The sequence below is a fragment of the Roseateles sp. NT4 genome, from assembly GCF_051857475.1.
Taxonomy (GTDB): Bacteria; Pseudomonadota; Gammaproteobacteria; order Burkholderiales; family Burkholderiaceae_C; genus Pelomonas.
Map to the genome: position 1 here is coordinate 778,496 of NZ_JBPZGZ010000003.1, position 23,890 is coordinate 802,385.

Annotated in this window: 21 protein-coding genes and 1 tRNA gene; 8 read left to right on the plus strand and 14 right to left on the minus strand. The window is 68.3% G+C overall.

What is annotated here, in order from left to right:
* Positions 1-53: 53 nt before the first annotated feature.
* From ACS5PN_RS22565 to ACS5PN_RS22575, 3 genes are all read left to right on the plus strand, one after another.
* Entirely contained in the window at positions 54-257 is a 204-nt protein-coding gene (locus tag ACS5PN_RS22565) for a YjfB family protein (protein ID WP_439466252.1), read from the plus strand.
* Positions 258-389: 132 nt separating this feature from the next.
* Entirely contained in the window at positions 390-530 is a 141-nt protein-coding gene (locus ACS5PN_RS22570) for a hypothetical protein (RefSeq protein ID WP_439466253.1), read from the plus strand.
* The gene (locus ACS5PN_RS22575) at positions 527-763 is read left to right on the plus strand and encodes a hypothetical protein (RefSeq protein ID WP_439466254.1); all 237 of its coding nucleotides are present in this window, start codon (positions 527-529) and stop codon (positions 761-763) included. The genes ACS5PN_RS22570 and ACS5PN_RS22575 overlap by 4 nt, the downstream gene beginning before the upstream one ends.
* Before the next feature lie 23 nt (positions 764-786).
* On the opposite strand, the gene ACS5PN_RS22580 is transcribed toward ACS5PN_RS22575, so the two are convergent.
* Positions 787-861: transfer RNA gene (locus ACS5PN_RS22580), tRNA-Arg, on the minus strand.
* A 100-nt stretch (positions 862-961) separates the two neighbouring features.
* Here ACS5PN_RS22580 and ACS5PN_RS22585 point away from each other — a divergent pair.
* The gene (locus ACS5PN_RS22585) at positions 962-1,309 is read left to right on the plus strand and encodes a GFA family protein (RefSeq protein ID WP_439466255.1); all 348 of its coding nucleotides are present in this window, start codon (positions 962-964) and stop codon (positions 1,307-1,309) included.
* A 59-nt stretch (positions 1,310-1,368) separates the two neighbouring features.
* On the opposite strand, the gene ACS5PN_RS22590 is transcribed toward ACS5PN_RS22585, so the two are convergent.
* From ACS5PN_RS22590 to ACS5PN_RS22625, 8 genes are all read right to left on the minus strand, one after another.
* Positions 1,369-1,968, minus strand: coding sequence for a PEP-CTERM sorting domain-containing protein (locus tag ACS5PN_RS22590; RefSeq protein ID WP_439466256.1), 600 nt, complete (start codon positions 1,966-1,968; stop codon positions 1,369-1,371).
* Between the two features lie 216 nt (positions 1,969-2,184).
* Positions 2,185-2,508, minus strand: coding sequence for a hypothetical protein (locus ACS5PN_RS22595; RefSeq protein WP_439466257.1), 324 nt, complete (start codon positions 2,506-2,508; stop codon positions 2,185-2,187).
* A gap of 78 nt (positions 2,509-2,586) precedes the next feature.
* A complete protein-coding gene (locus ACS5PN_RS22600) occupies positions 2,587-2,907 on the minus strand; it encodes a hypothetical protein (protein ID WP_439466258.1) in 321 nt (106 codons plus the stop codon).
* A 231-nt stretch (positions 2,908-3,138) separates the two neighbouring features.
* Positions 3,139-7,038 carry a translocation/assembly module TamB domain-containing protein gene (locus ACS5PN_RS22605; RefSeq protein ID WP_439466259.1) on the minus strand — a complete coding sequence of 1,300 codons (3,900 nt, stop codon included), beginning with the start codon at positions 7,036-7,038 and terminating at the stop codon, positions 3,139-3,141.
* Between the two features lie 43 nt (positions 7,039-7,081).
* On the minus strand, positions 7,082-8,911 hold the full coding sequence (locus ACS5PN_RS22610) for an autotransporter assembly complex protein TamA (RefSeq protein ID WP_439466260.1): 1,830 nt from the start codon (positions 8,909-8,911) through the stop codon (positions 7,082-7,084).
* Positions 8,908-10,098 carry a vWA domain-containing protein gene (locus tag ACS5PN_RS22615; protein ID WP_439466261.1) on the minus strand — a complete coding sequence of 397 codons (1,191 nt, stop codon included), beginning with the start codon at positions 10,096-10,098 and terminating at the stop codon, positions 8,908-8,910. Before ACS5PN_RS22615 ends, ACS5PN_RS22610 begins: the two co-directional genes overlap by 4 nt.
* Before the next feature lie 244 nt (positions 10,099-10,342).
* On the minus strand, positions 10,343-11,578 hold the full coding sequence (locus ACS5PN_RS22620; protein ID WP_439466262.1) for an OmpA family protein: 1,236 nt from the start codon (positions 11,576-11,578) through the stop codon (positions 10,343-10,345).
* Positions 11,575-13,245, minus strand: coding sequence for a serine/threonine-protein kinase (locus ACS5PN_RS22625; protein WP_439466263.1), 1,671 nt, complete (start codon positions 13,243-13,245; stop codon positions 11,575-11,577). The genes ACS5PN_RS22620 and ACS5PN_RS22625 overlap by 4 nt, the downstream gene beginning before the upstream one ends.
* Before the next feature lie 174 nt (positions 13,246-13,419).
* Here ACS5PN_RS22625 and ACS5PN_RS22630 point away from each other — a divergent pair, with 174 nt between their 5' ends.
* Entirely contained in the window at positions 13,420-14,709 is a 1,290-nt protein-coding gene (locus ACS5PN_RS22630) for a sensor domain-containing phosphodiesterase (protein ID WP_439466264.1), read from the plus strand.
* Here the strand turns inward: ACS5PN_RS22630 and ACS5PN_RS22635 are convergent.
* From ACS5PN_RS22635 to ACS5PN_RS22655, 5 genes are read right to left on the minus strand one after another with little or no spacing between them, the layout of a single operon-like run.
* A complete protein-coding gene (locus ACS5PN_RS22635; protein WP_439466265.1) occupies positions 14,693-16,318 on the minus strand; it encodes a M28 family metallopeptidase in 1,626 nt (541 codons plus the stop codon). The genes ACS5PN_RS22630 and ACS5PN_RS22635 overlap by 17 nt on opposite strands.
* On the minus strand, positions 16,315-18,300 hold the full coding sequence (locus ACS5PN_RS22640) for a S9 family peptidase (RefSeq protein ID WP_439466266.1): 1,986 nt from the start codon (positions 18,298-18,300) through the stop codon (positions 16,315-16,317). The genes ACS5PN_RS22635 and ACS5PN_RS22640 overlap by 4 nt, the downstream gene beginning before the upstream one ends.
* On the minus strand, positions 18,297-18,893 hold the full coding sequence (locus ACS5PN_RS22645; protein ID WP_439466267.1) for a GNAT family N-acetyltransferase: 597 nt from the start codon (positions 18,891-18,893) through the stop codon (positions 18,297-18,299). The genes ACS5PN_RS22640 and ACS5PN_RS22645 overlap by 4 nt, the downstream gene beginning before the upstream one ends.
* Complete coding sequence (locus ACS5PN_RS22650) at positions 18,890-19,117, minus strand: hypothetical protein (RefSeq protein WP_439466268.1); 228 nt, start codon at positions 19,115-19,117, stop codon at positions 18,890-18,892. Before ACS5PN_RS22650 ends, ACS5PN_RS22645 begins: the two co-directional genes overlap by 4 nt.
* On the minus strand, positions 19,117-19,971 hold the full coding sequence (locus ACS5PN_RS22655; protein ID WP_439466269.1) for an AAA family ATPase: 855 nt from the start codon (positions 19,969-19,971) through the stop codon (positions 19,117-19,119). Before ACS5PN_RS22655 ends, ACS5PN_RS22650 begins: the two co-directional genes overlap by 1 nt.
* Positions 19,972-20,060: 89 nt before the next feature.
* On the opposite strand from ACS5PN_RS22655, the gene ACS5PN_RS22660 reads away from it, so the two are divergent.
* The 3 genes from ACS5PN_RS22660 (at position 20,061) to ACS5PN_RS22670 (ending at position 23,718) form a co-directional block, all read left to right on the plus strand.
* Complete coding sequence (locus tag ACS5PN_RS22660) at positions 20,061-20,705, plus strand: c-type cytochrome (RefSeq protein WP_439466270.1); 645 nt, start codon at positions 20,061-20,063, stop codon at positions 20,703-20,705.
* A gap of 134 nt (positions 20,706-20,839) precedes the next feature.
* A complete protein-coding gene (locus ACS5PN_RS22665) occupies positions 20,840-22,069 on the plus strand; it encodes an HD-GYP domain-containing protein (protein WP_439466271.1) in 1,230 nt (409 codons plus the stop codon).
* Between the two features lie 80 nt (positions 22,070-22,149).
* Positions 22,150-23,718, plus strand: a complete 1,569-nt coding sequence (locus tag ACS5PN_RS22670; RefSeq protein WP_439466272.1) for an ABC transporter substrate-binding protein — start codon at positions 22,150-22,152, stop codon at positions 23,716-23,718.
* Positions 23,719-23,890: the final 172 nt, after the last annotated feature.

Below are 23,890 nucleotides of genomic sequence, written 5' to 3' on the forward strand. Positions count from 1 at the left end.
ACGGATACAAACCCGGGTCTCAAGTCCTGAGCGGGCCTGCCGATACACGCGACATGAACATCGCCAACTCCACGGCCGTCAACACGGCCGTTACCCAGACCCAGGGCGAAACGGCCGATGCAGTCAACCTGCTGGTGCTGCGCAAGGCCCTGGATGTTCAACAGGACGGCGCCATGGCCCTGCTCAACGCGCTGCCGCAGCCGCCAGCGCTGGCCGCCGAAGGCGGCGTGGGGCGCCATCTGAACACCTACGCCTGATCCCGGGCGGCCTCCCTCTTTTGGGGGAGCTGGGGGGATGCTTCGTCACCCATCCCCCTTTGGCCCCACCAAGGGGCGATAGCCGCCTTGCGGCATGGCTTCGAGACTGGCTCCATCGAAACAGGAGCCACCATGACAGCCCCAACCGCTACCCCGCCCAGCCCCGACGCCTTGCAACCGGCGAGCGCCGCCATGACGCACATCACAGTGCCGGTGGCCGATGAAGAAGACGGGGAGGGTATCGAGCGCGACGCCGCTCGGACGGCCCTGTGAAGGCCAACAAGCCGGCGGGCTTTGCTGCGCTGCTGGAGAAGATGCCCAAGCGCTTTGTCGCAAGGTTCCGGCGCGTCGAAGAACGTGCTCAGCGCAAGCGTGAAGCCCAGGCCAAGCGGTTCGAGGAAGACTTCGGAAGCGCTGCTGCCGCCAAAGTGAAGAGCAGCAACCGGGAGGAGTGGCAGGACACGGTGGCCGCCCAGTTCAACCTCACGGTGGGAGACGACGAGTAGCGCCTGCCGGGCCTCGGCCGTGCTGGTCCCTCCGACAGGAATCGAACCTGTATCTGCCGCTTAGGAGGCGGCCGTTCTATCCATTGAACTACGGAGAGACTGCTGCTCGGCGTGTGGCCACGCCGTCGAGCGGCGCGCATTCTCTCATGGGGTCGCGAGGGCTTTCTGGCAGCATGCGGCACACAAGGAGACAGGGCCATGACGCATCACGGAAGCTGCCATTGCGGACGCATCAAGTTCGAGGTCGAGGTCGAGCCGGCCTCGGCGCTGTCTTGCAATTGCTCGATCTGCCAGCGCAAGGGTTCGCTGCTGTGGTTCGTGCCGCGCACGGCGCTGAAGCTGCTGACGCCGGATGAGAACGCCAGCAGCTATACCTTCAACCAACACGTCATCCGGCACCGCTTCTGCCCGACCTGCGGCATGCACCCCTATGGCGAGGGCAAGGGGCCGGACGGCTCGGCGATGGCGGCCATCAATATCCGCTGTCTGGAAGACATCGACCTGAAGGCCGTGACCATCACGGAGTTCGACGGTCGGTCGAAGTAGCGTCGAGCCGGCGAAAAAAAGCCCCGGCAGGGCCGGGGCTCAGAGGGGGTGAAGCTCGCTCAGGCGGCTTGCTTGCGGCGACGCAGGCCGGCAGCGGCCAGGCCCAGGCCGACCAGGGCCAGCGATGCCGGCTCGGGAACGGTGTTGGCGTTGACGTGAACGCGGTAGGCCAGCGATTCATTGCACGAATAGGCGCAGCCACCACCGATGTCGATGTCGGCCAGGCTCCATTGGCCGGCAACGCCTTGGTTCCAGTCGATCCAGGTGTACTGGGTGAACCAGGGCGTGGCCACGGCCACGTCGTGGGCCGGGGCGTTCTGGACGTAGGACACGTAGGCGCCGCTGGCCTCGTCGCGGTTGTTGCCGGTCACGTAGTCGACGTTGGCGCCGACGAACGAGAAGTTGTAGGCAGTCAGGCCGCCGATCTGGTCATAGATCGCCTTGGTCATGGCTTGCCAGCCATATGCTGCCTGCACGGAATAGTCGATGCCGCCGCCAGGCGTGGTGTGCTGGCTCCAGGGCGAAACCCAGGCCACGTCGTAACCGTTGATGGTGATGTAGGCGTTGCTCGGCAGTTCGGTCGTCATCAGCGGGGCGGCGATGGACGACTGGGCAATGGCCAGACCTGCAAGAGCGGCAACCAGGGCGATCTTCTTCATTCCAGGATTCCTTTTGAATTTTCAAGCGGCAGCTGCGATGGCTGATGCAGCCCGCAGTACCCAGCTTTAAGCAATCGTCATGCCAGCGTTTGCAAGCATTTGATTCAAAAGGATTCAATCCCTATATCTAGGGATTTCTGAACTTGTCTTGTAAAGAACGCCAACACCCGCGAACCGGGGCCGCAGGCGACGGTTCGTGAAGTTTGACCAGGCCGGTCAGAACTGGGTGACGAGGTGGGGCTGGCCGGCCACGCGCGTCAGCACGCGGCGCGGCTGGTGCAGGGTGCCGCCGCGCGTGGCGCGCGCCACAGCGGCCTGTACGGCGTCCAGCAGGGCCGCCAGGCGCGGGCGCTCGCCGTTGCAGCGCGAACGCGGAATGACCAGGGACAGATCCATGGCCTCGCTGGTCTGCAGTTCGAGGCTGGCGTTGACGACCAGCGTGGAAGGCGTGCTGAGGGAGACGTCGAGATCGGCATCGACCAGGTCGGCTTCGACCGGCAACAGCGGCACGGTCAGCGGGGAGAGGGATTCAGAGAACATGGTCGGAATCCTCGTTGAGGGATGTGACAGCCGTTGTCGGGCGCACCGCGCAGCGGCTGTAGGACGGCACCTGATCGCTCAGGCGTGCATCAGCGGCAGGGCCTGCTTGACGATGGGTTTGTCGAACAGGCGACCGATCAGCGCGCGGGCGAAGAAGTAGTCGTTGCGCAGCTTGTCGCCGAGCGCATCAAGGCCGACGCGGCCCTGCGGGTCGCAGGGGATGTCCAGCCCGGCACTCTGGGCCGACAGGGGCTCGAAGTGCAGCAGATGGGTGGGCTCTGCCTCGGCTGGTAGAGCTTCAGCGAGCGTGGTCTTGGCGGCGAATTTCGGCTCGGGCTGCGGTGCGGGCACCGGCATGACGATCGCGTCTTGTTGGGAAGCAAGCCTGGACTGAGACATCGTGATCCTCCTTCGGCATCACAGCGGTGAAGCTGTGATTCAAATTTCGTCCTTGTCGGCCTTCAGATGTGTAGGCAGGCGAGGGCGGAGGAGGGGGCTTGCGGCGCGTCGCTCTGTAGGAGGGCGCTGGCTGATGGCCGATGTGCAGACCGTATCGACACGGCTTTGTCTTACAGCGCAGGCCGAGAGGTGCCACTCATGCCATTTGGCCAGCATGCCGGACGTCCTGCCTCAGTCCCATTTCCATTGCCAGATCAGGTCCAGCGCGTTGTCCTCACCACCCTGTGCGCGCAAGGTGAACCGCTGGGCGATGCGGTAGATGAGCTGCCAGCTGCCTGTCGTCGCGTTCAGCCCGCGCTCATAGCCCACATACCAGCGCCGCGAGATCTGCTTGCCCAGGCGCACGATGGTGGCCTTGGTGTCGTCATCGCTCTGCGACAGCGACAGCTCGTCCAGGCCGAGGTTGCGCAGCACCTTGCCGGTCGGGCCTTCGCCTTCGCCGCTGAGCAGGGCCAGGGCGGCGCGCTGCAGCAGGGCCGTGTCGGTGCGGCCCAGGCCGTCGGGGCCGCGTCCCAGCAGCAGCCAGGAGAGCTTGTCGGTGTCGCTCATCTCGGGCTCGGAATACAGGCTCACACGCGGCGCCAGCGCGGTGCCGGTGACGTAGACGCCGACGCGCACGTCCAGGTTGGGGCGCACGGCGCGCAGGTCCAGCGACGGGTTGTCGTAGGCGCCGGTGAAGCGGATGTCGCCGCGCTCGATGTCCAGCTTCTGGCCGTAGGCCGCGTACTGGCCGCCGTGGGCGTCGAGCTTGCCCGCCACCCGCAGCGGGCCGTTGTTCTGGCTGACCTGCAGCTGGCCCCGCAGCGTCGTGGCCAGGCCGCGGCCGCGCACCTTGAAGTCGTCGCCGAAATCGAGGGCGATGTTGACGGTGCTGTTGCGCGCGGCCTTGGGGGCGGCAGGCCCGGTGGGCGCCCCGTCACTCGCTGGGCGCGGCCCGCGCAGCACCGTGACGTCGTCGGCCAGGGCCGGTGCGTCGGAGCGGCTGAAGTCGAACAGGCCCTCGTCGGCGCGCAGCTTGCCGTCCAGCTTCAATCCCTTGGCGTCGAGGTCCAGCGTGGCCTCGCCGCTGGCGACGAGGCGGCGGTCCACGCGCGACAGCACGCGCAGCTTGTCGGCCGTGATGCCGATATGCGCCTTGGGCTGCGCGCCCAGCTCGGCCGTGCCGCTGGCACGCAGCCAGCCATCGCCGCCGCGGGCCTCGAGCTTGGACAGCTCGGCGTGCTGGCCCTTGAGGTCGAGCACGAAGCGGCCCTCGGTCACGTCGACGCCATAGAGCAGATGGCGCAGGGCCAGGTTCTCGCCCTCGGCGCGGCCGTTGAGGTCGGGCGCGCCCAGTCGCCCCGACAGCTGCACGGTGGCCGCGGCGCGGCCGCCCAGGCGCCAGCCGGCCGGCACCCAGCTGCCCCAGGTGCCGAGGTGGGCGACATTGGCCTGCAGCACGCCCTGCACCGGTGTCTGCGCGTCGGGCCAGAGGCCGGTGGGCCGCAGCGTCAGCGCGCCGCCCAGGCTGCCGAGCTCGCTGCCGGCGATGCCCTGGGCGAATTGCCAGACACCGTCCTTCACGTTGACGGCCAGGCGCAGATCGGTCAGGCCCAGGGCGCGCTGGCCGAACTCGTCGGTCACGCGCAGGTCGCCGCCCTGGCGCTCGATCAGAAGCTCGGCCGTCAATCGGTCGTTCAGCAACAGCGAGGCATGGCCGGTCACGCGCAGGTCGCCGCCCCAGCCGAAGTCGGGCTGCCAGCGCGCCAGCAGCGGCGCGGCGGCCAGGTCCTCCAGTTGCAGATCGGCACGGGCTTCGGGGTGCTCACCGCCAGTCCAGCTCAGGCTTTGCCAGCGCACGAAGGCGCCACCGACCTCGGCGCGGCCGGGCTCGGCCTGCAGGCGCGGGCCGTCGCTGGCCCAGCGCAGATTGATGTCCTTGGCCGCCAGCAGCGGCGGCGTGTTGGGGCGCAGCGGCCCGATGTCGATGCGCGCCACGCGGCCGGTCCAGGCCTGGCCATCCCAGCGGCCGCGCGCCTGGAGCTGGGCGTTCAGCGCGAGGTCCTCCGACTCGCGGGTGACCTTGCCCTTGACCTCGGCCTTCACGTCGTGGCCGCTGCGCCGGCCCTGCAGGTCGATCCTGGCGCTGGAGAGCTGGGCCAATGGGTCGCGCAGCTGGCTGATGTCCAGGTTGAGCGCGACGGGGCCATCGCCATCGACGCCGGGCAGGGGCAGCTCCCAACGCGCCTTGATGCTGGCGATGCTGGTGCCCAAGGCCTTGGCCGAGGCGAGGGCCAGCTTGCCACTGCCGCCCAGCTGCCAGCCCTTGGCGCCCCGCATCAGCTGGTAACTGCCTTCACCCTCGCCCTGGCCGGCGATGGGCTGCTGCCCGAACAGGGCCAGCAGCGGATTCAGTTCGGCCAGAGCACCGGCCTTCAGCCGGGCCGTGCCGGTGACCGCCTCGGCCCGGGCTTCGCCCTGGGTCTGCACGCGGTTGTTGCCCAGGCGGCCCTCGACGTCGAAGACGGCCGGGTCGGCGGCGCGCTCGCGCTGCAGCTTGATGCGGCCCTCCAGCGGCAGCCCGGCGAACTGACCGGGCAGCAGGCGGACATAGGCGTTGCCGCTGAGCGTGTTCAAGGTCTTGCCGCGCACATCCACGTCCGCCTCGGCATTGAGGCGCGTCGGACCGGGCAGGCGGGCCCAGGCCGATCCAGGGACGCCGCGCCACAGCAGATGGGGGTCGAACTGGCGCAACTGGGCCTTGAGCTGGGCAGCGCCGGCGGTGCTGCTGGTATCAATGCGGCCGCTGGCCTGTAGGGTGGCGTCGCCACTGGCCAGGCGGGCATCCTCGATCTGCCACTTCGTGCCTTCGCCGCGCAGCTGGGCCTTCAGCCGCAGCGGGCGGTTCTCGATCGTGCCGGCGAGGTCGAGCTTGGCATTCAGCGGGCCGGCCTTGCTGCCGGCGAGGGTCAGCGGGCCGTCCAGGCGCGCGGGTGTGGCGCGCGCATCCAGGGCCTCGGGTCTCAGCCCTTGTACCCGGGCGTCGAGCTGCCAGCGGCCGTCGGCTTCGCGCAGGCCCTTGCCCTGCACGCGACCGCCGCCGGGCAGCTCGGCATCCAGGGCGGTCAGGCGCAGGCTGGTGGGCTGGTCGGGGCGGCCGGCCAGGGCGATGACGAGGCGGGTGACGGGCAGGGCGCCCTGGTCCCAGCGGCCGGCGCCGGCGTTGTGCAGATCGGCCTGCAGCGTCGCCTCGGCATCGCGGGCGGGTGCCTTCAGCTGGGCCTCGCCGCTCAGCGCGGTGCGCGGCAGGCCCGGCATCAGGGCGGCCAGGTCGAGCTTGTCGGCCTTCAGCTGCAGGGCATTGACGGGCCAGGGCGCGAAGGGCTGGACTTCACCGTCGGCTTTCAGTGTCTGGTGGGCCGCTTCCAGTTCGGCCTTGGCCTTGAGCTTGGCCAACGGTCCGGTCACGGCGGCGATCGCCGTCCAGGGCAGGTCGGTGGCTTCGGTCTGCTGCACACGCAGCGTCGCATCGGTCTGCAGTGGTGCCGCGGTCTCGATGCGGGCCTTGCCGGCCAGCGTCAGGTGTTGCCAGCGCGCGGCCTTGAGCTGGATCTCGTGTGTGCCGCGGCGCGGCAGGTCGAGCTGGGCGTCCAGGCCGAGCAGAGGCGGCTGGTCGGGCGACCAGCTGAGTTTGGCGACGCGCAGGCTGGCGATCTGCACGCCGATGGGCAGGGTCAGGTCGGGTGGCAACACCAGGGGCTTGTCGCTGGCCTGGCTGCGGATGACGACCTCGTCCACCGCCAGCTCGCGGGCCAGCAGCAGGCCGCTGCTGGCCGTCAGACCCAGGCCCTTCCAGTGCAGGCCGCGCAGCTCGGCCGAGCCGCCGGTCCATCTGATGACGAGGCGGCGGGCGCTGAACTCGCCCATCAACGAGCCTTGCGGCGCCTCGATCTGGATGCCGGGCAGATGGGCCAGCAGCCAGGCGCCGCCGGACGGCCGCTGCAGCAACCAGAAGATGAAGCCGGCAGCCAGCACCAGCACCAGCACCAGTGCGATCAGGAAGGCGCGCAGCACGCGCAGGGAGCGCCTCACAGCGTGATCCCCACACTGTTCGGCGCAGTCGCAGCGTCTGGCTTCATAACGTGATCCCCACGCTGAAGTGCAGCCGCCACTTGCCGGTCTCCTGCGCCCGAGCCACGTCCACGCGCAGCGGCCCCACCGGGCTGCGCCAGCGCACGCCGACGCCATAGCCGACGACGGGGCTGTATTCCCCCCAGCGCCGGGCAGCATTGCCGGCGTCGATGAATGCCGCGCCCCACAGGGCCGGGAAGCTCGGCATGATGGGGTGCGCGATCTCCAGGCTGCCGGTGGCCATCACGCGGCCGCCAACGGTCAGGCCGGCATCGTTCTGCGGGCCGAGGCTGCGATAGGCATAGCCGCGCACGGACTCGTCGCCGCCGGCCAGGAAGAGCAGTTTCTCGGGCACGCCGACCTGCTGCCTGGCGATGACCTGGGCGACCTCGGCGCGTGCCGACGCGAACCAGCCGCCGAAGGGCTTGTAGACGCCCAGCTTGAACTGCATGCGGCCGAAGGGCCCGCTGCTGTCGGTGCCGCCGCCCTTGGCATAGCCGAAGCCGACCAGGGCCAGGGCCTGATGGCCGTCGGTGGGCAGCAGGGTGCTGTCCAGGCGGCGGCGAATCCACTGCTGGTTGATGGACAGGGCCAGGTTGGTGTTGACCTGCTGGCCTTCGGTCTCGCGGGCGCGCAGCAACTCGACATAGCTGAGGCGTTCGTCACGCGTCGATTCGTAGAGGCGGCCCAGGCGGATGCCGAGGTTGGTGGCGATGGTGTCGCCGGTGCGGTCCTGCTCGAACTGCAGAGACGCGAGATTGCGGTGCAGGTCGGGCTGGGGATGCGAGCTGAGCTCGAACTCGGCGCCACTCAGCTCACGGCTGAGCTGCAGCTTGCTGCGCAGGCGCACCGGCAGGTCGAAGGGCCGGCGATGCAGATGCTCGACGCTGACGCTCTGGCCGGTGTTGCTGTGATAGCCGACGGCCGCCGTGGCCTGCTGCAGGGCCGACTCCGTCACGGTGACCTGCACCGGCGTCGTGCCATCGGCGTCGGGGGTCTCGGACAGCAATTGCACCCGCACCGCGTCGAAGAGCTGGGTCTTGGCCAAGCGCTCCTGGAATTCGGCCAGCTTCTGCTCGGTGTAGCCATCGCCCTTGTCGAAGCCGGTCAGACGCTCGATGGCGTCGCGGCTCTGGCGCTTCAGCCCCTCGATGCGCAAGGCGCCCAGCCTGGCGCGGTTGCCGCTGGCCAGCACGAGGTGCAAGTCGGCCGTCTGCGCTTCGGGGTCGACACGGGCGGCGGTCTCGCCCCAGCGCGCCAGCGGGTAGCCGCCGTTGCGGGCACGCAGCAGCACATCGCTCTTGGCCGAGGCCCATTGCTGCTGGGTGAAAGCGGCGCCCTTCTTCAGCGGCCAGGCGCTGCGCAGGCTTTCGCGCAGGGCCTTGGCCTCCTCGTCGGCCAGGCCTTCGGTGAATTCGATGTCGAGTTCGCCGACCCGCGTCAGCGGCCCCGGGGTGACCTTCAACAGCAGCCGCGTCTCGTCCGCCGGGTCGCGGTCCACATCGGCCTTGGCGCTGAAATAGCCTTCGGTCTCCAGCAGGCTTTCGGCCTGGGCCGGTGCGGCCGCGGCCAGGCGGGCCAGTTCGACCTTGCTCAGTGCAGCCTCGCTGGCGCGGTAGCGGGCGAGATCGAGGTTCTGGGCCAGCAGGCTCTGCAGCGCGCCGGCATCACGGCTGTCGCCGTCGATGCGGATGTCCAGGCTGTAGACGGCCGGCGCGTCGGCCGGGATGTCGGGCGCCGGGGGGGCGGGAGCCTGGGGCGGGGCCTGGGTCGCGCAGGCACTGAGCAGCACTGCAAAAAGCACTGCAAAAGGCAGTGCGACGAGACGCGTCATTTGCTGAGCAGCCGCATCGCGCCTTCGAGGCCGGAGAGGGTCAGCGGGAACATGCGCTGCTGCATCAGCTGCTGGATCAGCGCGATGCTCTGCCGGTACTGCCAGACGCCTTGCGGCTCGGGGTTGATCCACGCGTACTTGGGGAAGGCGTGGGTGAGGCGCTGCAGCCACTCGGCGCCGGCCTCGTCGTTGTTGTATTCGACGCTGCCGCCCACCTGAAGGATCTCGTAGGGGCTCATGGTCGCGTCGCCGACGAAGATGAGCTTGTAGTCGCGGTTGTACTTGCGGATCAGGTCGAAGGTGTTGAGCTTCTCCGCGAAGCGGCGCCGGTTGTTCTTCCAGACGAAGTCGTAGACGCAGTTGTGGAAGTAATAGAACTCGAGGTGCTTGAACTCGCTCTTGGCGGCGCTGAAGAGTTCCTCGACGCGATGGACATGCTCGTCCATGGTGCCGCCGACGTCCATCAGCAGCAGCACCTTGACCTTGTTGTGGCGCTCGGGCTGCATGCGGATGTCCAGCATGCCGGCGTTGGCCGCCGTGCCGTGGATGGTGCCGTCCAGGTCCAGCTCCAGCTCCGAGCCTTCGCGCGCAAAGCGGCGCAGGCGGCGCAGGGCGACCTTGATGTTGCGCGTGCCGAGTTCCAGCGTGTCGTCGTAGTCCTTGTAGGCGCGCTGCTCCCAGACCTTGACGGCACTCTTGTTGCCGCCGGCGCCGCCGATGCGTATGCCTTGCGGGTTGTAGCCACTGTTACCGAAGGGGCTGGTGCCGCCGGTGCCGATCCAGCGGTTGCCGCCCTCGTGGCGCTCCTTCTGTTCCTCGAAACGCTTCTTCAGCGTCTCCATCAGCTCGTTCCAGCCCATCTTCTCGATGGCGGCCTTCTGCTCGGGCGTGAGCTCGATCTCCAGCTGCTTGCGCAGCCACTCCAGCGGCACCTCGGCCGTGAAGTCAGTCAGCATCTCCACGCCCTTGAAGTAGGCGGAGAAGGCGCGGTCGAACTTGTCGTATTGGGTCTCGTCCTTGACGAGGCTGGTGCGGGCCAGGTGATAGAAGTCGTCGATGCTGGCCACGCCGCCGTTGTCGGGGCCGCCGATGACGCCGGCCTGCAGGGCCTCCAGCAGCGTCAGGTACTCGGGCACCGTCACCTTGAGCTTGGCGGCACGCAGCGTGTAGAAGAACTGGATCAGCATGGGCGCGGACTCGGGGACTGCAGGTCGAAAACGATTATGCAGTGCGAGTCTTGCGCCAGCTTAGGGATGGCGCCATGCCCGTATCCGTTGGTTCTGCGGCGTTGCGGGCCGAGCGCCGGGCCGCTCCCTAGCCGGCCCGCCTTGGGCGATGTGCTTGCGGCTCAATGCCGCAAGCATCGCCGTCCCCTCGGGGGACCGACCAGACTCGCTCGCGTCCAGCGATGCGAGGGTGGGCGAGGGGCTTTCAGTTACAGGGCTCGACGCGGAACTCGACGCGCCTGTCCAGCGCGTCCACTGCGTTGTCGCTGCCGCTGCCCACCAGGTTCTCGCGCCAGCCCATGCCGCTGGCCTTGGTGCGCTGGCCCAGGCCCGACGACTCGGAGGCCAGGCGCTGCTGGATGAAGGTGGCGCGCTGCAGCGACAGCGTGTCGTTGGTCTGCTCCGAGCCGGTGTGGCTGGTGTGGCCGACGATGACCATGCAGACCCGGGCGCCGGCGCCCTCCTTGGCGATCTGGCGCAGCCACATCGGATAGGGGCCGCTGATCTTGGGGTCGGACCAGAACTCGGTGCTGCCGGGGTTGAAGAGGAACTTCACATCCAGCTTGTTGGCGCGCAGACCATAGGCCACGATCTGGCCGAAGGCCGACTCGGCCTCCGCGATGCGCCCGAGCTTGACGTTGTTGAGATAGATGCCGTTGAGGGTGCGCAGCTGCTCGCCGCCGGTCTGGCCGCGGGCCTCCTGGTACTTGGCCAGCGACTCCTGGTAGCGCTCGGAGTTGTAGAGGGAGCCGGCCTCGTTGATGACACTGGCCACCGCGACGCGCTCCATGTAGACGGCATTGGCCGCGCTGCCCGGCGGCGTCGACGAGGTGCTGATATAGCCCTCGATGACCTTGTCCTTCACCAGCACCGGGCTGTCCTGGTAGATGGCCAGCGGCGTGTGGTTTAGGCCGTCATCGCGAGCCAGCGCCGAGGCCTGTGCCACCACCTGGCCCGTCTTGATCTCCACCAGGGCCAGGTTGATGTTCAAGGGCCGCTTGACGGCGGTGCCGGGCTGGCGGGTCAGGGTGCCGGTCAGCAGGTACTGGACCTTGGCCAGGTTTTCGGTCTTGAAGGGCAGCAGGTCGAAGCCGCCTTCCTTGCGTGCCGCCAGGCGCTCGCCGATGCGGCGCTCCAGCAGCTGGGTGGTCTGGGTCTGCTGGCCGCTGGCCGCGTCGATCATGGGATCGACGACGACGTTCTTGCGAACGATCTTGGACTCCATCTTGGCCAGGAAGGCGGGCAGTTTCTGGGTCTGGGACACCAGGCCATCGGTGGCGATGACGACGGCCTCGCTGAAGGACCGCTCATTGGTGGACACCGTGGGCTGTGTCGGCCCCGTGGCGAGGCAGCCTGCGAGGACGGCCATGCAACCGAGGGCGATCACGCGCCCCAGGTGCGCTGAAAAATTGATGCGATTCGTGTGGCCGGCGCTACTCATCGACATTCCTTCTTCAGGTAAGCGGCCTCACTCGCAGTTAGGGGTTCCAGTGACGCCTTTTGCAGAATATCACTGCATTTCGCACCTTTCGTGGCAACAGGCGCGGGGGCGGGCGCCGCAGGACGCGGCTTGGGCACAGCCGGTGCGGGCGCGGGTGTCGGCGCTGGCGCGGGTGCCGGCTCAGGGGCTGGCGCGGGTGCCGGGGGCGGCGGTGCTGCAGAGGCGGCCGTGTCTGGCGCCGAAGCCGCGGAAGCTGCCGGAACGGCGGGGCTGGACGCGATGGGTGCAGGCGGCGGTGCCAAAGCGGGGGTCAAGGCGGGTGCCGATGCCGGCAAGGGCGCCGGCGGCAGCTCGGCGGGGGCCGGTGTGGAGAGCAGGCGATAGCCGCCCCAGGCCAGCACGCCCAGGCCGGCCGCGCCGGCCAGGCCCAGGATGAGGCCGCGGCGCGATGCCGGCGGCGTGACCACGGCAACGGGGGGCTGCGCGGGATCGGGCAACGGACGATGCGGCGGCGGTGCGGGCCGCACCGGTGGGGGCGGCGGCACGGGAGCCAGCGCGGGCGCCGACGGTTGGGTGCGTGTCGGCTCGCGTGGTGCCGGCGACTTGCTGCCCGGTGCCGCCTGCGTCGGGTCGAAGTCCGGCATCAGCACCGTTTCGTCGCCTGACGGCAGGCCCAGAGCCTCCAGTTCGAGCAGATCGATGGTCTGCGTGTCGTGGGCAGTCAGCAGGGCGCGGAACTCGGCGATGGATTGCGGCCTGTCCTTGGGATGGATGGCCAGCGCGCGGTCGATGGCCGCGAGGAAGGCGTTGCCGCAGCGGCCGGCCGCCACGGTGGCGAGCGGGCGCAACTGGTCGTCGAGGAGGCGCTCGACGGAGGCCACCGTGCGGCGGCCGCTGATGGCGGCGTAGAGCACGCTGGCCAGCGCGAAGATGTCGGTCCAGGGGCCCTGCGTGACGCCCGGCATGTCGCCGTACTGCTCAATGGGCGCGAAGCCCGGCTTGAGCATGGCGGTCAGGGCGTGCGTGAGATCGCCGATGACGCGGCGTGCGGCGCCGAAGTCCAGCAGCAGCGGCCCGTGGTCGGTCAGCAGGATGTTGTCCGGCGCGATGTCGCGGTGGTAGCAGTGCTCGTTGTGCAGCACCTCCAGCGCATCCAGCAGCGGCATCAGCCAGGCACGCACCTCGTTCTCGGTCGCCGGCCTCCCGAGCTTGGCCAGCGCGTCCTTCAGCGTCTGCCCCTGGTAGTAGGGCATGGCCATGTAGGCCGTGCCGTTCTGCTCCCAGAACTGATGCACCTTGAGCAGGGCGGGGTGGTCGAAGCGGGCCAGCAGCTTGGCCTCGTTGACGAAGCTCCTCAACCCGATCTGGAAGGTCTCTTCGTGCTCCGCCGACTTGACCAGCACCGTCAGCGACCGGCCGGCACGCGCCGCCATCGACGAGGGCAGGTATTCCTTGATGGCGACCTGCCGCTCCAGCGCGACGTCGGTGGCGAGATAGACGATGCCGAAGCCGCCTTCACCCAGCACGCGGTCGATGCGGTAGTCGTGCAGGCGGGTGCCGGCCGGGATGGTGTGCCCGGGCGTCAGCTTGACGCCCATGGCGACGGTTGGCTCTTCCGGGTCTTCTGGCGCGGGGCGCCCGGAGGGGTCGGCTGGCGCTGCGCTCATTGCCGCAGCGCCACCGGGGGCTGGGCGGCGCGCAACGTTTGCAAGGACGGGGTCGGCATGGGCGCTTGGCTAAGGGGGCGGCAAGGTTGAAAACGATTATGCAGTGCGATATTCCCGCGCCTTTGCAGGCTGCATGGCTAGTATGGGCCGCATGTCGCTCGCACAGGACCGCCCTTGAAAGCCATTGCACCGCCCGGCGCGGACGCCATGCTGCTGCGGCTCGTCGAGTCGCTGGAGATGGAAGACGGCCGCTGGCGGGCACGGCAGGGAGACTGGCAGCTGGACAGCCATTTCCAGCCGGTGTTCAGCTTCCCGCACCGGCGCGCCGTGGGCTACGAGGCGCTTCTGCGCGTGTCCGACCCGACCGGTCAGTCCGTCTCGCCGCTGAAATTCTTCGAGCAGCTGCGCAGCTTCGACCAGCAGTGGGCGGCCGACCGGCTGTGCCGGCTGCTGCATGTCCACAACTTCGTCCATCAGGCCGGAGATGAGGGGTGGCTCTTCCTCAATATTCATCCCGCGGTCTTCGTGCATGGCGCCCAGCAGAGCCTGGCGCTGGAGTCGTCGGTGCGCACCATGCAGTCCCTGGGCCTGCCCATGCACCGCGTCGTGCTGGAGGTGACCGAGGACGTCATGGCCCAGGAGGCCGACTTCGAGCGTGCCGTCGCCAATGTGCGCGAGACCGGTTGCCTGCTGGCCCTGGACGACTTCGGCGCGGGTCATTCCAACTTCGACCGCATCTGGCATATCCACCCCGAGATCGTGAAGCTGGACCGCAGCCTGCTGCGCCGCGCCTGCGGCTCGCCACGCATCGCCCGCGTGCTGGCCCAGATGGTGTCGCTGCTGCACGAGTGCGGGTCGTTGGTGCTGCTGGAAGGCGTGGAGACGCGCGACGAGGCCATGCTGGCCTTGGATGTGGACGTCGACATGGTGCAGGGCTTCGTCTTTGGCCGGCCGGTGCCGGGCATGCTCGGGCCCGAGGGCGCGTCGGAAGAGATCGAGGCCATCTGGACGCTGCTGGACGAGCGCCATGCCGGCACGCGGCGCGCGCATGCCGGCCATGTGGCGCCTTATCGCGAGGCCCTCAAGCGTGCCCAGGCGCGGCTGCAGGCCCTGAGCCTGCCCGATGCCTGCGCCGAACTGCTGGCCCTGCCGGGTGTGCAGGTCTGCTTCCTGCTGGACGAGCAGGGCCGCCACCTGGCCGACCCTTTGCTGCCGCCCGGCGTGGCGCATGCGTCGCTGGACCCGCGCTTCGAGCCGCTCGGACGTGCCGGCGAGGCGCGCTGGGCGCGGCGGCCTTATTTCCGCCGCGCGCTGGACGAGCCGGGCGTCGTGCAGATGACGCGGCCATATCTCAGCCTGCATGGCGCGCAGATGTGCGTGACGCTGTCGGTCGCCTCCCGCGGGCCCGGTGGCAGCCTGCAGGTGCTGTGCACGGACATCGACTGGCTCAGCGACCCGGGCTGAAGGTCTGGCGGAAGAAGCTGCCCGGCAGCCAGTGCGGCCGGCCGGATTCGTTCGCCACTTCCATCACCACTTCCGCCTGCAACTGGGCAAAGCGCTGCACGGCGCGCCAGTGGAAGGGCTGGCCGAGGTCGTCGCCGGGCTGGTGGTAGCGCTCGCGGCGGAACTCGCTCATCAGCGCGTTGCCGTCTTCCCTGGCATCGAAGGACGCGCCACCCGGCCCCAGGATGATGGCCGGGATGCCCTGGCGCACGAAGCTGTACTGGTCGGAGCGCGTGAAGCGGCTCTGCTCGGGCATGGGGTCGGGCGAGGTCTGCAGCCCGAGACGGCGGGCCACGCGCGCAGCCGCGGCGCCCAGGGTCGAATGCTCGGCGCCCAGCGTGACCACGTCCCTGAAGTCGTGCAGCAGGATGGGCATGTCGATGTTGATGGCCGCCACCAGCGAGCCGGCCGGCACCGGTGGATGGCTGGCGAGGTAGGACGAGCCGAGCTCGCCCTTCTCCTCGGCCGTCAGCGCGGCGACGATGACGGAGCGCTGCGGCCGGGCCTGGACCAGCAGTCGCGCCGTCTCCAGCAACAGGGCCACGCCCACGGCGTTGTCCATGGCGCCGGGGTAGATCACATCGCCCTTGCGACCGAGATGGTCCAGATGAGCCGTCAACAGCAGGTGCTCATGCCTCAGCCGCGGGTGGCTGCCCTCGATGCGGCCGACGATGTTGTGGCTGCCTGCCTGGCCGTGGATGCTGTCTCGGACAAGGCGTGCGCTCAGGCCCAGATCGCCGCGCGGTATCGGTCGGCCGGCTTCGGCATCGGCCACCAGTTGGGTGTAGTCGGCGGTCAGGCTGGCCAGCAGCTGCGGCGCCTTCTGCAGGCTGAGGTTGGCACGGCCCAGCAGGCCCGGCACGTCACTGCCGGCGCGGCCCTCGGGCGTCAGCCATTCCATGTCCAGGCCGTCGACAAAGCGGCGGCCGTTGTGGAAGGGGGCGACGATCTCGCTACGCGGCGTGGCCAGCCGGAAGACGGCGATGGCGCCGCGTTGCACGGCCAGCTCGGCCTTGGTGCGACCACTGCTGAAATGCGCGCCTTCCTCGGTCGGCAGCCGTGGCGGGCGGCCGGACAAGGTCACGACGATCTTGCCCTTGACGTCCAGACCGGCGTAGTCGTCCAGGCCGAACTTCGGCGCGGTGATGCCGTAGCCGACAAAGACCAGCGGCGCGCTGAGTTCGGAGCGGGCCAGGTGGATGTCGGGGCCGGTCAGGAAGTCGTCCAGCCAGGCCAGGCTTTCGCAACTGTCACCGCGGCACAGCTCCAGCGTGGGTGGCTTGCCGAGGTCCAGGCGCGCCGTCTTCAGCGGCACCGCCTGGGCATAGCCGCCGGCCTCGCCCAGGGGTTGCAGGCCGAGCTGTGCGAACTGGGCCGCTACGTACTGGGCGGCCATGTCGAAGCCGCGGGTGCCGGCCTCGCGGCCTTCCAGCAGCGGGTCGGCCAGGAAGCGCAGATGGGCCTGCAGGCGGCGCAGTTCGGCCTGGGGTGGCCGGCTGCGCGCGGCCGCGGGCAGGGCGGCCGCTGCCAGCACGGCGGCAGCGGCGTCCAGCAGGCCGCGCCGCTTCATCGCTGGGTGTGCTGTTCCAGCCAGGCGAAGAACTCGCCGTACCAGAGCCGGCTGTTGCGCGGCTTCAGCACCCAGTGGTTCTCGTCCGGGAACCACACCAGGCGCGAGGGCACGCCGAGGGACTTCAGCGTGTTGTAGTAGGCCAGGCCCTGGGCATCGGGCACGCGGTAGTCCATGGCGCCGTGAATGACCAGGGTGGGCGTCTTGAAGTGTTGGGCAAAGGCATGCGGGCTTTGCGAGGCCACGCGGGCCGGGTCGTCCCAGTAGGCGGCGCCCAGCTCCTTGCGGTGCCAGCCATAGGCGTCGTCGGCATACATGGCCTGCCAGTCGTAGCAGCCGGCGTGGCAGACATAGGCCTGGTAGCGGCCGGCCTTCACATGGCCGTTCATCCACGCCACCATGTAGCCGCCATAGCTGCCGCCGGTGGCGACGATGCGCTTCCTGTCCACCCAGGGCTTTTTCAGCAGCCAGTCGGTGCCGGCCTCAACGTCCTGCAGCTCGTACTCGCCCCAGTGGCCGGTGATGCTGTCCAGGAACTCGAAGCCGTAGCTTGACGAGCCGTGGTAGTTCACGCAGGCGACGACATAGCCTTGCGCGGCGAAAGCCTGGTGGTTCCAGCGCCAATGCCAGCTGTCGCCGAAGGCCGTGTGCGGACCGCCGTGGATGACATGCATGACGGGCCACTTCTTCTTCGCGTCGAAGCCCGGCGGGTAGATCAGCCACATCGGCACGTCGTCGCCGCGTGCGCCTTTGACGGTCACTTCTTCATGCCGACCAAAGCGGTGCTCGGCCAGGCGCGCGTCGTTCAGCGCCTCGATGCGGCGCACGCCGTCGTCGCCCAGCACCGACAGCCGCGGCGGGAACTGCACGCTGTCGTGGTTGATGACGACGAAGTCCGCCGCGAGCGAGAAGCTGCCGACATGGCCGCCCTGGAAGATGGGTTCGGCCAGGCGCTCGCCCAGGGCGAACTGCCACAGGTGGCGGCAGCCGCGCTCCTCGGCGGCGAAGAGGACGCTCTGGTCGTCCTCGGTCCAGCGCAGTGGCGCGCTGACTTCGTGGTCCCAGTCTTCACTGAAGACGGCCCAGCGTCCCTGCTGATCCAGCACGGCGAGCTGATTCGGGCGGTTGTGGCCCAGGGCCTGGTGGCTGGCGAGGACGGCGAGGTGGGCACCGCCATGGCTGTAGCGCGGCGCACCGAAATCCCAGCCGCCGTCCTGCAGCAGGGTGGCCGCCTGGCGCGTGCGCACATCGATCTCGGCCAGCGCGAAGCGGGCATCCAGCTTCTTCTCGGCGCCCGGATCAAAAGCGAAGGCGATGCGCTTGCCGTCGGGCGAGACGTCGAAGGCGTTGGCATCGGGCTCGGCGCGGCTCAGCTCCCAGGCCGTGCCTTCGAAAAGGTCGCGGGCCTTGCCGGTCTCGATGTCCATGACATGCAGATGCGGCACCCGGCCCATGGGCACGTGGTGGTCCCAGAAGCGGTAGAGGGCCTCGTCGGTGACGTAGGCGGTCTCCTTGCGGGCCTTGAAGTCGTGCAGGGCCTGGTCTTGCGCGGCGGCCTTCAGCCCGGGCCAGACCCATGACACGAAGGCGATGCGCCGGCCATCGGGGAACCACTTGAAGGACTCGACGCCGGTGGGAATGTGGCCGACCCGGCGTGCCTCGCCGCCATCCGGCGGGATCACATAGAGCTGGGTCTCCTCATCGCGCTGGCCACCCTGTTCGCGCCGGGCCGTGAAGGCGATCAGGTCGCCGCGCGGGCTCCACTGCGGGTTGCCGTCCTTCTCGCCGGCCTCGGTCAGGCGGCGCGGTTCACCGCCCAGCGTCGAGAACAGCCACAGGCTGCTCTGGGCCTTGTTGGTCTCCATGGCGTAGCGCGTGACGCCGGCGACGGCCTGGGCGCCATCGGGGCTGAGGCTGGAGTCGCCTATGCGATCCAAGGCCCAGAGAGAGTTGACATCGAAGGCCTTGGTTTTCTTGCTCATGCTCTTGGTCGTGCCAGTTGCCAATGGAGGTGGGCCTTGACCTCGGGCCATTCGCCCGCGGTCAGGCTGTACATGACGGTGTCGCGCACCGTCCCGTCGCGGCGCAGCGCGTGGTGGCGGATCACGCCGTCGCGCTTGGCGCCCAGGCGCTCGATGGCGCGCTGCGAGGCGTGGTTGAAGTTGTCGGTGCGCCAGCCGACGAGCTTGGCACCCAGGGTCTCGAAGGCATGCGTCAGCAGCAGCAGCTTGGCCGTCGTGTTGACGGCGCTGCGCTGCACGCGCTGGGCATACCAGGTGTAGCCGATCTCGACGCGCTCCACCGCCGGCACGATGTCGTGATAGCTGGTCGAGCCCAGCACCTCGCCCGTCGTCGCGTCCAGCACGGCGAAGGGCAGGCGGTGGCCGTCGGCCTGGCCCTTCAGCGCCACCTCGACATAGGCCGTGGTCTCGTCGGGCGCCGGCACGCTGGTGAAGCGCAGATTCCACAGCTCGCCATCGGCGGCAGCGGCCTGCAGGCCGGGCACGTGTTCCAGCGTCAGCGGCACCAGGCGGATGGGGCCGGCGGCCAGGGTGGTGGGGGTGACGGGCTTCATGGCTTGTCCTTGAGCATCACTCGCCGCGCCAGAAAGCGGCCCGCGCCGCAGCCGGCCACGATGAGCACCAGGCCGACGACTTGCTGGGCGTTCCAGTCGGTGCTGGCAACGAAATCGATGCCGAACCGCCGGCCCAGCCACCAGCCGGCCAGGGCGCCGCCGACAAAGCCGATGGCATCGGCCAGGCCCTCGCGCATCGCGCGGTTGAAGTCCGGCTGTTGCATCAGCGGTTGTTGCGCTGCATGAACACGAGTTTTTCGAACAGCGTCAGGTCCTGCTCGTTCTTCAGCAGGGCGCCCACCAGCGGCGGGATGCTGACCTTCTCGTCCTTGGCCTGCAGGGCGTCCACCGGCACATCCTCGGCAACCAGCAGCTTGAGCCAGTCGATCAGCTCCGAGGTGCTGGGCTTCTTCTTCAGGCCCGGCAGGTTGCGCACGTCGTAGAAGTTCTTCAGCGCCGCGGCCAGCAGGTCTTTCTTGAGCGTCGGGAAGTGCACGTCGACGATCTTCTTCATCGTCTCGGCGTCGGGGAACTTGATGTAGTGGAAGAAGCAGCGGCGCAGGAAGGCGTCCGGCAGTTCCTTCTCGTTGTTGGAGGTGATGAAGACGAGAGGGCGGTGCCTGGCCTTGACCAGCTGGCGCGTTTCATAGACATAGAACTCCATGCGGTCGATCTCGCGCAGCAGGTCGTTCGGGAATTCGATGTCGGCTTTGTCGATCTCGTCGATGAGGAGCACGACGGGCTGGTCGGCCTCGAAAGCCTGCCACAGCACGCCCTTGACGATGTAGTTCTCGATGTTCTTGACCCGGTCGCTGCCCTCGATGCCGGCGAGCTGGCTGTCGCGCAGCCGGCTGACGGCGTCGTACTCGTAAAGGCCCTGCTGGGCCTTGGTCGTGCTCTTGATATGCCACTGCAGCAGAGGCATGCCCAGGGCGCTGGCGACTTCCTCGGCCAGCATGGTCTTGCCGGTGCCGGGCTCGCCCTTGATCAGCAGGGGGCGCTGCAGCGTGGCGGCCGCATTCACCGCGAGCATCAGGTCGGCGGTGGCGACGTACTGATCGGAACCTTGGAATTTCATGGGGAAAACCGGGGCTAGAAGGGGGCCGGACCAGTATAGGAGGCCTCCTATAATCGCCGCCGCTCAAGAACATCACACCCCTGGGGACCATGAAAAAACTGCTGCAGATCTCGCTCGCCCTGGCCGCTGCCTTTGGCGCCTTTGCCGCCCAGGCCCAGGATGTGAAGGCCGGTGAGACCAAGGTCGCAATGTGCATTGGCTGCCACGGCATCGTCGGCTACCAGGCCAGCTTCCCCGAGATTCACAAGGTGCCGATGATCGCGGGCCAGAACGCGAAGTACATCGTGTCGGCCCTGCAGGCCTATGCCAAGGGTGACCGCAAGCACCCGACCATGCGCGGCATCGCCGGCTCGCTGAGCGAGCAGGACATGAACGACGTGGCTGCCTTCTATGAACAGCAGGCCAAGCTGCCGGCGGTGGCCGACAGCATCCCGGCCGCGCCCGCCAATGTGACGGAGCTGCTGACCAAGGGCGCCTGCGTGTCCTGCCACGGCGCCAACTTCAGCAAGCCTATCGACCCGAGCTATCCCAAGCTGGCCGGCCAGCATGCCGACTACCTGACGGTGGCCCTGAAGGCCTACAAGACCGAGAAGAACCCCGGCGTTGGCCGCAGCAACGGCGTCATGGCCGGCCAGGTCAAGCAGTTCAGTAATGCCGAGCTGAAGGCCATTGCCAGCTACATCAGCACGCTGCCGACCGAGCTGGCCACCGTGCCGCAGAGCAAGTTCCGCTGATCAGCGCTGGCCTCGGCCCCGGAAGCCGCCCCTGGAGGGCGGCTTTTTGTTGCCCCGGGCGAAAAGCGTGCAGGGCTGCACAGTGGCAATCCCTGACCCGCGGGGATACTCAGCGTTACATAGACGACGGTGTCATGCTGAAGAAGATCCCCACCACCGAGGTGAGGCTGGGCATGTTCCTCCAGGCGATGGAGGGTGCTTGGCTCTCCCATCCCTTCTGGAAAACCAAGTTTGTCCTGACCGATCCCGCCGACCTGGCTGCGTTGAAGGTCAGCGGCGTGCCGGCGGTATGGATAGACAACGACAAGGGTAGTGACGTCGAGACAGCGCCCGCGCCCGCGTCTTCGCCGGTCGTGGTGACCGTGGTGCCTGAGCGCCCGCCGGCACCGCCGCCTCCCGAGGCCCGCGTGCCCGAGCCCCGCGTCAGCATGGAGGCCGAGCTGGACCGCGCGGCCCAGGTGCTGCACAAGGCCCGCGTCGCCGTCACGGCCCTGTTCGGCGAAGCCCGCCTGGGCAAGGCCATCGACACCGAGAACTGCCTGCCCATCGTCGACGAGGTCACGTCCTCGCTGGCGCGCAACCCGTCTGCCTTCCTGAGCCTGGCCCGGCTGAAGGACAAGGACAACTACACCTATATGCACTCGGTCGCCGTCTGCGGCCTGATGGTGTCGCTGGGGCGACAGCTGGGCATGGACGAAGCCCAGCAGCGCGAGGCCGGTCTGGCCGGCCTGCTGCACGACGTCGGCAAGATGCAGATGCCGCTGGAGGTGCTGAACAAGCCCGGCGCGCTGACCGATGCCGAATTCACCGTCATGCGCGGCCACCCCGAGCGCGGCTGGGACCTGCTGAAGGATGGCGCCAAGGTGCCGGCCTCGGCCCTGGACGTCTGCCTGCATCACCACGAGAAGATGGACGGCACCGGCTACCCGCACAAGCTGGCCGGTGAGCAGATCAGCGTGCTGGCGCGCATGGGCGCCGTTTGCGATGTCTACGACGCCATCACCTCCACGCGGCCCTACAAGGAAGCCTGGGACCCGGCCGGCTCGCTGCAGCGCATGGCGCAGTGGAAGGGCCAGTTCGATCCCGTCATCTTCCAGGCCTTCGTGAAGAGCGTGGGCATCTACCCGACCGGCACCCTGGTGAAGCTGCAGTCGGGCAAGTTGGCCGTCGTCGTCGAGCAGAACGCCACCTCGCTGGTCACGCCGCGCGTCAAGGTCTTCTATTCGACCAAGTCGAGCATGCCCATCCCGGTGCAGCTCATCGACCTGTCCACGTCCACCGACCGCATTGCCGGCCGTGAGCCACCCGAGAACTGGAACTTCGGCCATCTCGACGAGCTCTGGAATCCCAACGCAAAACGCTGATCCATAGCCGCGAAACGCGGATGCAGGGGCTTTGCCCATCCTCCTAAACTGCCGCGGTACCTGCAGTTGGGAGATCAGTGATGAAACGATGGATTGGCGTGGCTTTGCTGGCACTCGCCTGCGGCGCCCAGGCCCAGACCCTGCGCTGGGCCAGCCAGGGCGACCCGCAGACCATGGACCCGGACTCCCAGAACGAGAGCCTGACCAACATGGTCAACGGCCAGATCTACGAGCGCCTGACCAACCGCGACGCCAAGCTGGCCCTGGTGCCGGGTCTTGCCACGGAATGGAAGCAGACCGGGCCGCTGGCCTGGCGCTTCAAGCTGCGCCCGGGCGTCAAATTCCACGACGGCACGCCGCTGACTGCTGATGACGTGGTCTTCTCGGTGCAGCGCGCCAAGGAGCCGACATCGCAGATCGCCGTCTGGGCCAATGCCGTCGGCACGGCCAGGAAGGTCGACGAGCTGACGGTGGACTTCCAGCTGACCACCTTCAACCCGATCTTTCTGCAGCACATCGACCAGCTGTGGATCATGAGCCGCAAATGGTGCGAGACCCACAAGGTCACCAAGCCACTGGACTTCAAGAACAAAGAAGAGAGCTTCACGGCGCTGAACGCCAACGGCACCGGCCCCTTCATGCTTGCCAGCCGCCAGCCGGGCATCAAGACCGTGCTCAAGCGCAACCCGAACTGGTGGAACAAGTTCCAGGGCAATCTGCAGGAGGTGGTCTATACGCCCATCGCGACCGACGCGACCCGCCTGGCCGCCCTGGTCTCGGGCGAGGTGGACTTCGTGCTCGATCCCGCCCCGCGCGACATCGCCCGCCTGCGCAGCACGGCCGGCGTCAAGGTCATCGAAGGCCCGGAGAACCGCCTCGTCTTCATCGGCATGGACCAGTCGCGCGACAAGCTGCTTTACGGCAATGTGCCAGGCGACAAGAACCCCTTCAAGGACCTGCGCGTGCGCAAGGCCCTGTACCAGGCCATCGACATCGAGGCCATCCGCACCAAGCTGATGGCCGGCCTGTCCGTGCCCACTGGCGCGCTGACGCCCTCGGGCCAGGCCTCCTTCGACGACCCGGCCCTGCAGACCCGCCTGCCGCATGACCTGGCCGCTGCGAAGAAGCTGATGGCCGAGGCCGGCTTTGCCGAGGGCTTCGAGGTCACGCTGGACTGCCCCAACAACCGCTACATCAACGACGAGGAGATCTGCACCGCACTCGCCTCGATGTGGGCCCAGCTGAAGATCAAGGTCAAGGTCAACGCCATGCCGCGGGTGCTGTATTTCCCCAAGCTGGAGAAGTACGACACCAGCCTCTATATGTACGGCTGGGGCGGCTCGGTGACGGATGCCGAGAGCATCCTGACGCCGCTCTACCGCAACCGCGGCGACAAGGGCGTGGGCAACTACAACTTCGGCGGCTTCCACAACGACAAGGCGGATGCGCTGGCGGCCCAGTCCAGCGTCGAAGCCGACGGCAAGAAGCGTGAGCAGCAGATCCGCGGCGCGCTGACCGAGCTGCGCGAGCAGGTCAACATCATTCCCCTGCACCGCCAGGTGGTGCCCTGGGGCGCCCGTGCCAATGTCACGGCCGTGCACCGGCCCGACAACTGGCTGGAGCTGGCCTGGGTTCAGATCAGCCGCTGAACTTGGCCCACCCCTACCGGCTGACGCCGTGCCAAGGCCAGAGGCCTTGTCCTTCGGCAGGCACAAAGAGTCCTCAGGACTCTTTGTGTCCGGCCTCAGCCCACTCAGGGGGGCGCTCCGCGCAGCCCGGCAAAGCCGGCTCTGCGGGAGCCGCTGGGTAAAGCCCTAAGTT

Coding starts and splice junctions, on each gene's coding strand:
- ACS5PN_RS22585 (WP_439466255.1), top strand. CDS start 962: ATGACGCATCACGGAAGCTGCCATTGCGGACGCATCAAGTTCGAGGTC.
- ACS5PN_RS22565 (WP_439466252.1), top strand. CDS start 54: ATGAACATCGCCAACTCCACGGCCGTCAACACGGCCGTTACCCAGACC.
- ACS5PN_RS22625 (WP_439466263.1), bottom strand. CDS start 13,245: ATGAGCGCAGCGCCAGCCGACCCCTCCGGGCGCCCCGCGCCAGAAGAC.
- ACS5PN_RS22615 (WP_439466261.1), bottom strand. CDS start 10,098: ATGCTGATCCAGTTCTTCTACACGCTGCGTGCCGCCAAGCTCAAGGTG.
- ACS5PN_RS22670 (WP_439466272.1), top strand. CDS start 22,150: ATGAAACGATGGATTGGCGTGGCTTTGCTGGCACTCGCCTGCGGCGCC.
- ACS5PN_RS22660 (WP_439466270.1), top strand. CDS start 20,061: ATGAAAAAACTGCTGCAGATCTCGCTCGCCCTGGCCGCTGCCTTTGGC.
- ACS5PN_RS22600 (WP_439466258.1), bottom strand. CDS start 2,907: ATGTCTCAGTCCAGGCTTGCTTCCCAACAAGACGCGATCGTCATGCCG.
- ACS5PN_RS22595 (WP_439466257.1), bottom strand. CDS start 2,508: ATGTTCTCTGAATCCCTCTCCCCGCTGACCGTGCCGCTGTTGCCGGTC.
- ACS5PN_RS22655 (WP_439466269.1), bottom strand. CDS start 19,971: ATGAAATTCCAAGGTTCCGATCAGTACGTCGCCACCGCCGACCTGATG.
- ACS5PN_RS22665 (WP_439466271.1), top strand. CDS start 20,840: ATGCTGAAGAAGATCCCCACCACCGAGGTGAGGCTGGGCATGTTCCTC.
- ACS5PN_RS22610 (WP_439466260.1), bottom strand. CDS start 8,911: ATGACGCGTCTCGTCGCACTGCCTTTTGCAGTGCTTTTTGCAGTGCTG.
- ACS5PN_RS22645 (WP_439466267.1), bottom strand. CDS start 18,893: ATGAAGCCCGTCACCCCCACCACCCTGGCCGCCGGCCCCATCCGCCTG.
- ACS5PN_RS22650 (WP_439466268.1), bottom strand. CDS start 19,117: ATGCAACAGCCGGACTTCAACCGCGCGATGCGCGAGGGCCTGGCCGAT.
- ACS5PN_RS22640 (WP_439466266.1), bottom strand. CDS start 18,300: ATGAGCAAGAAAACCAAGGCCTTCGATGTCAACTCTCTCTGGGCCTTG.
- ACS5PN_RS22635 (WP_439466265.1), bottom strand. CDS start 16,318: ATGAAGCGGCGCGGCCTGCTGGACGCCGCTGCCGCCGTGCTGGCAGCG.
- ACS5PN_RS22620 (WP_439466262.1), bottom strand. CDS start 11,578: ATGAGTAGCGCCGGCCACACGAATCGCATCAATTTTTCAGCGCACCTG.
- ACS5PN_RS22590 (WP_439466256.1), bottom strand. CDS start 1,968: ATGAAGAAGATCGCCCTGGTTGCCGCTCTTGCAGGTCTGGCCATTGCC.
- ACS5PN_RS22570 (WP_439466253.1), top strand. CDS start 390: ATGACAGCCCCAACCGCTACCCCGCCCAGCCCCGACGCCTTGCAACCG.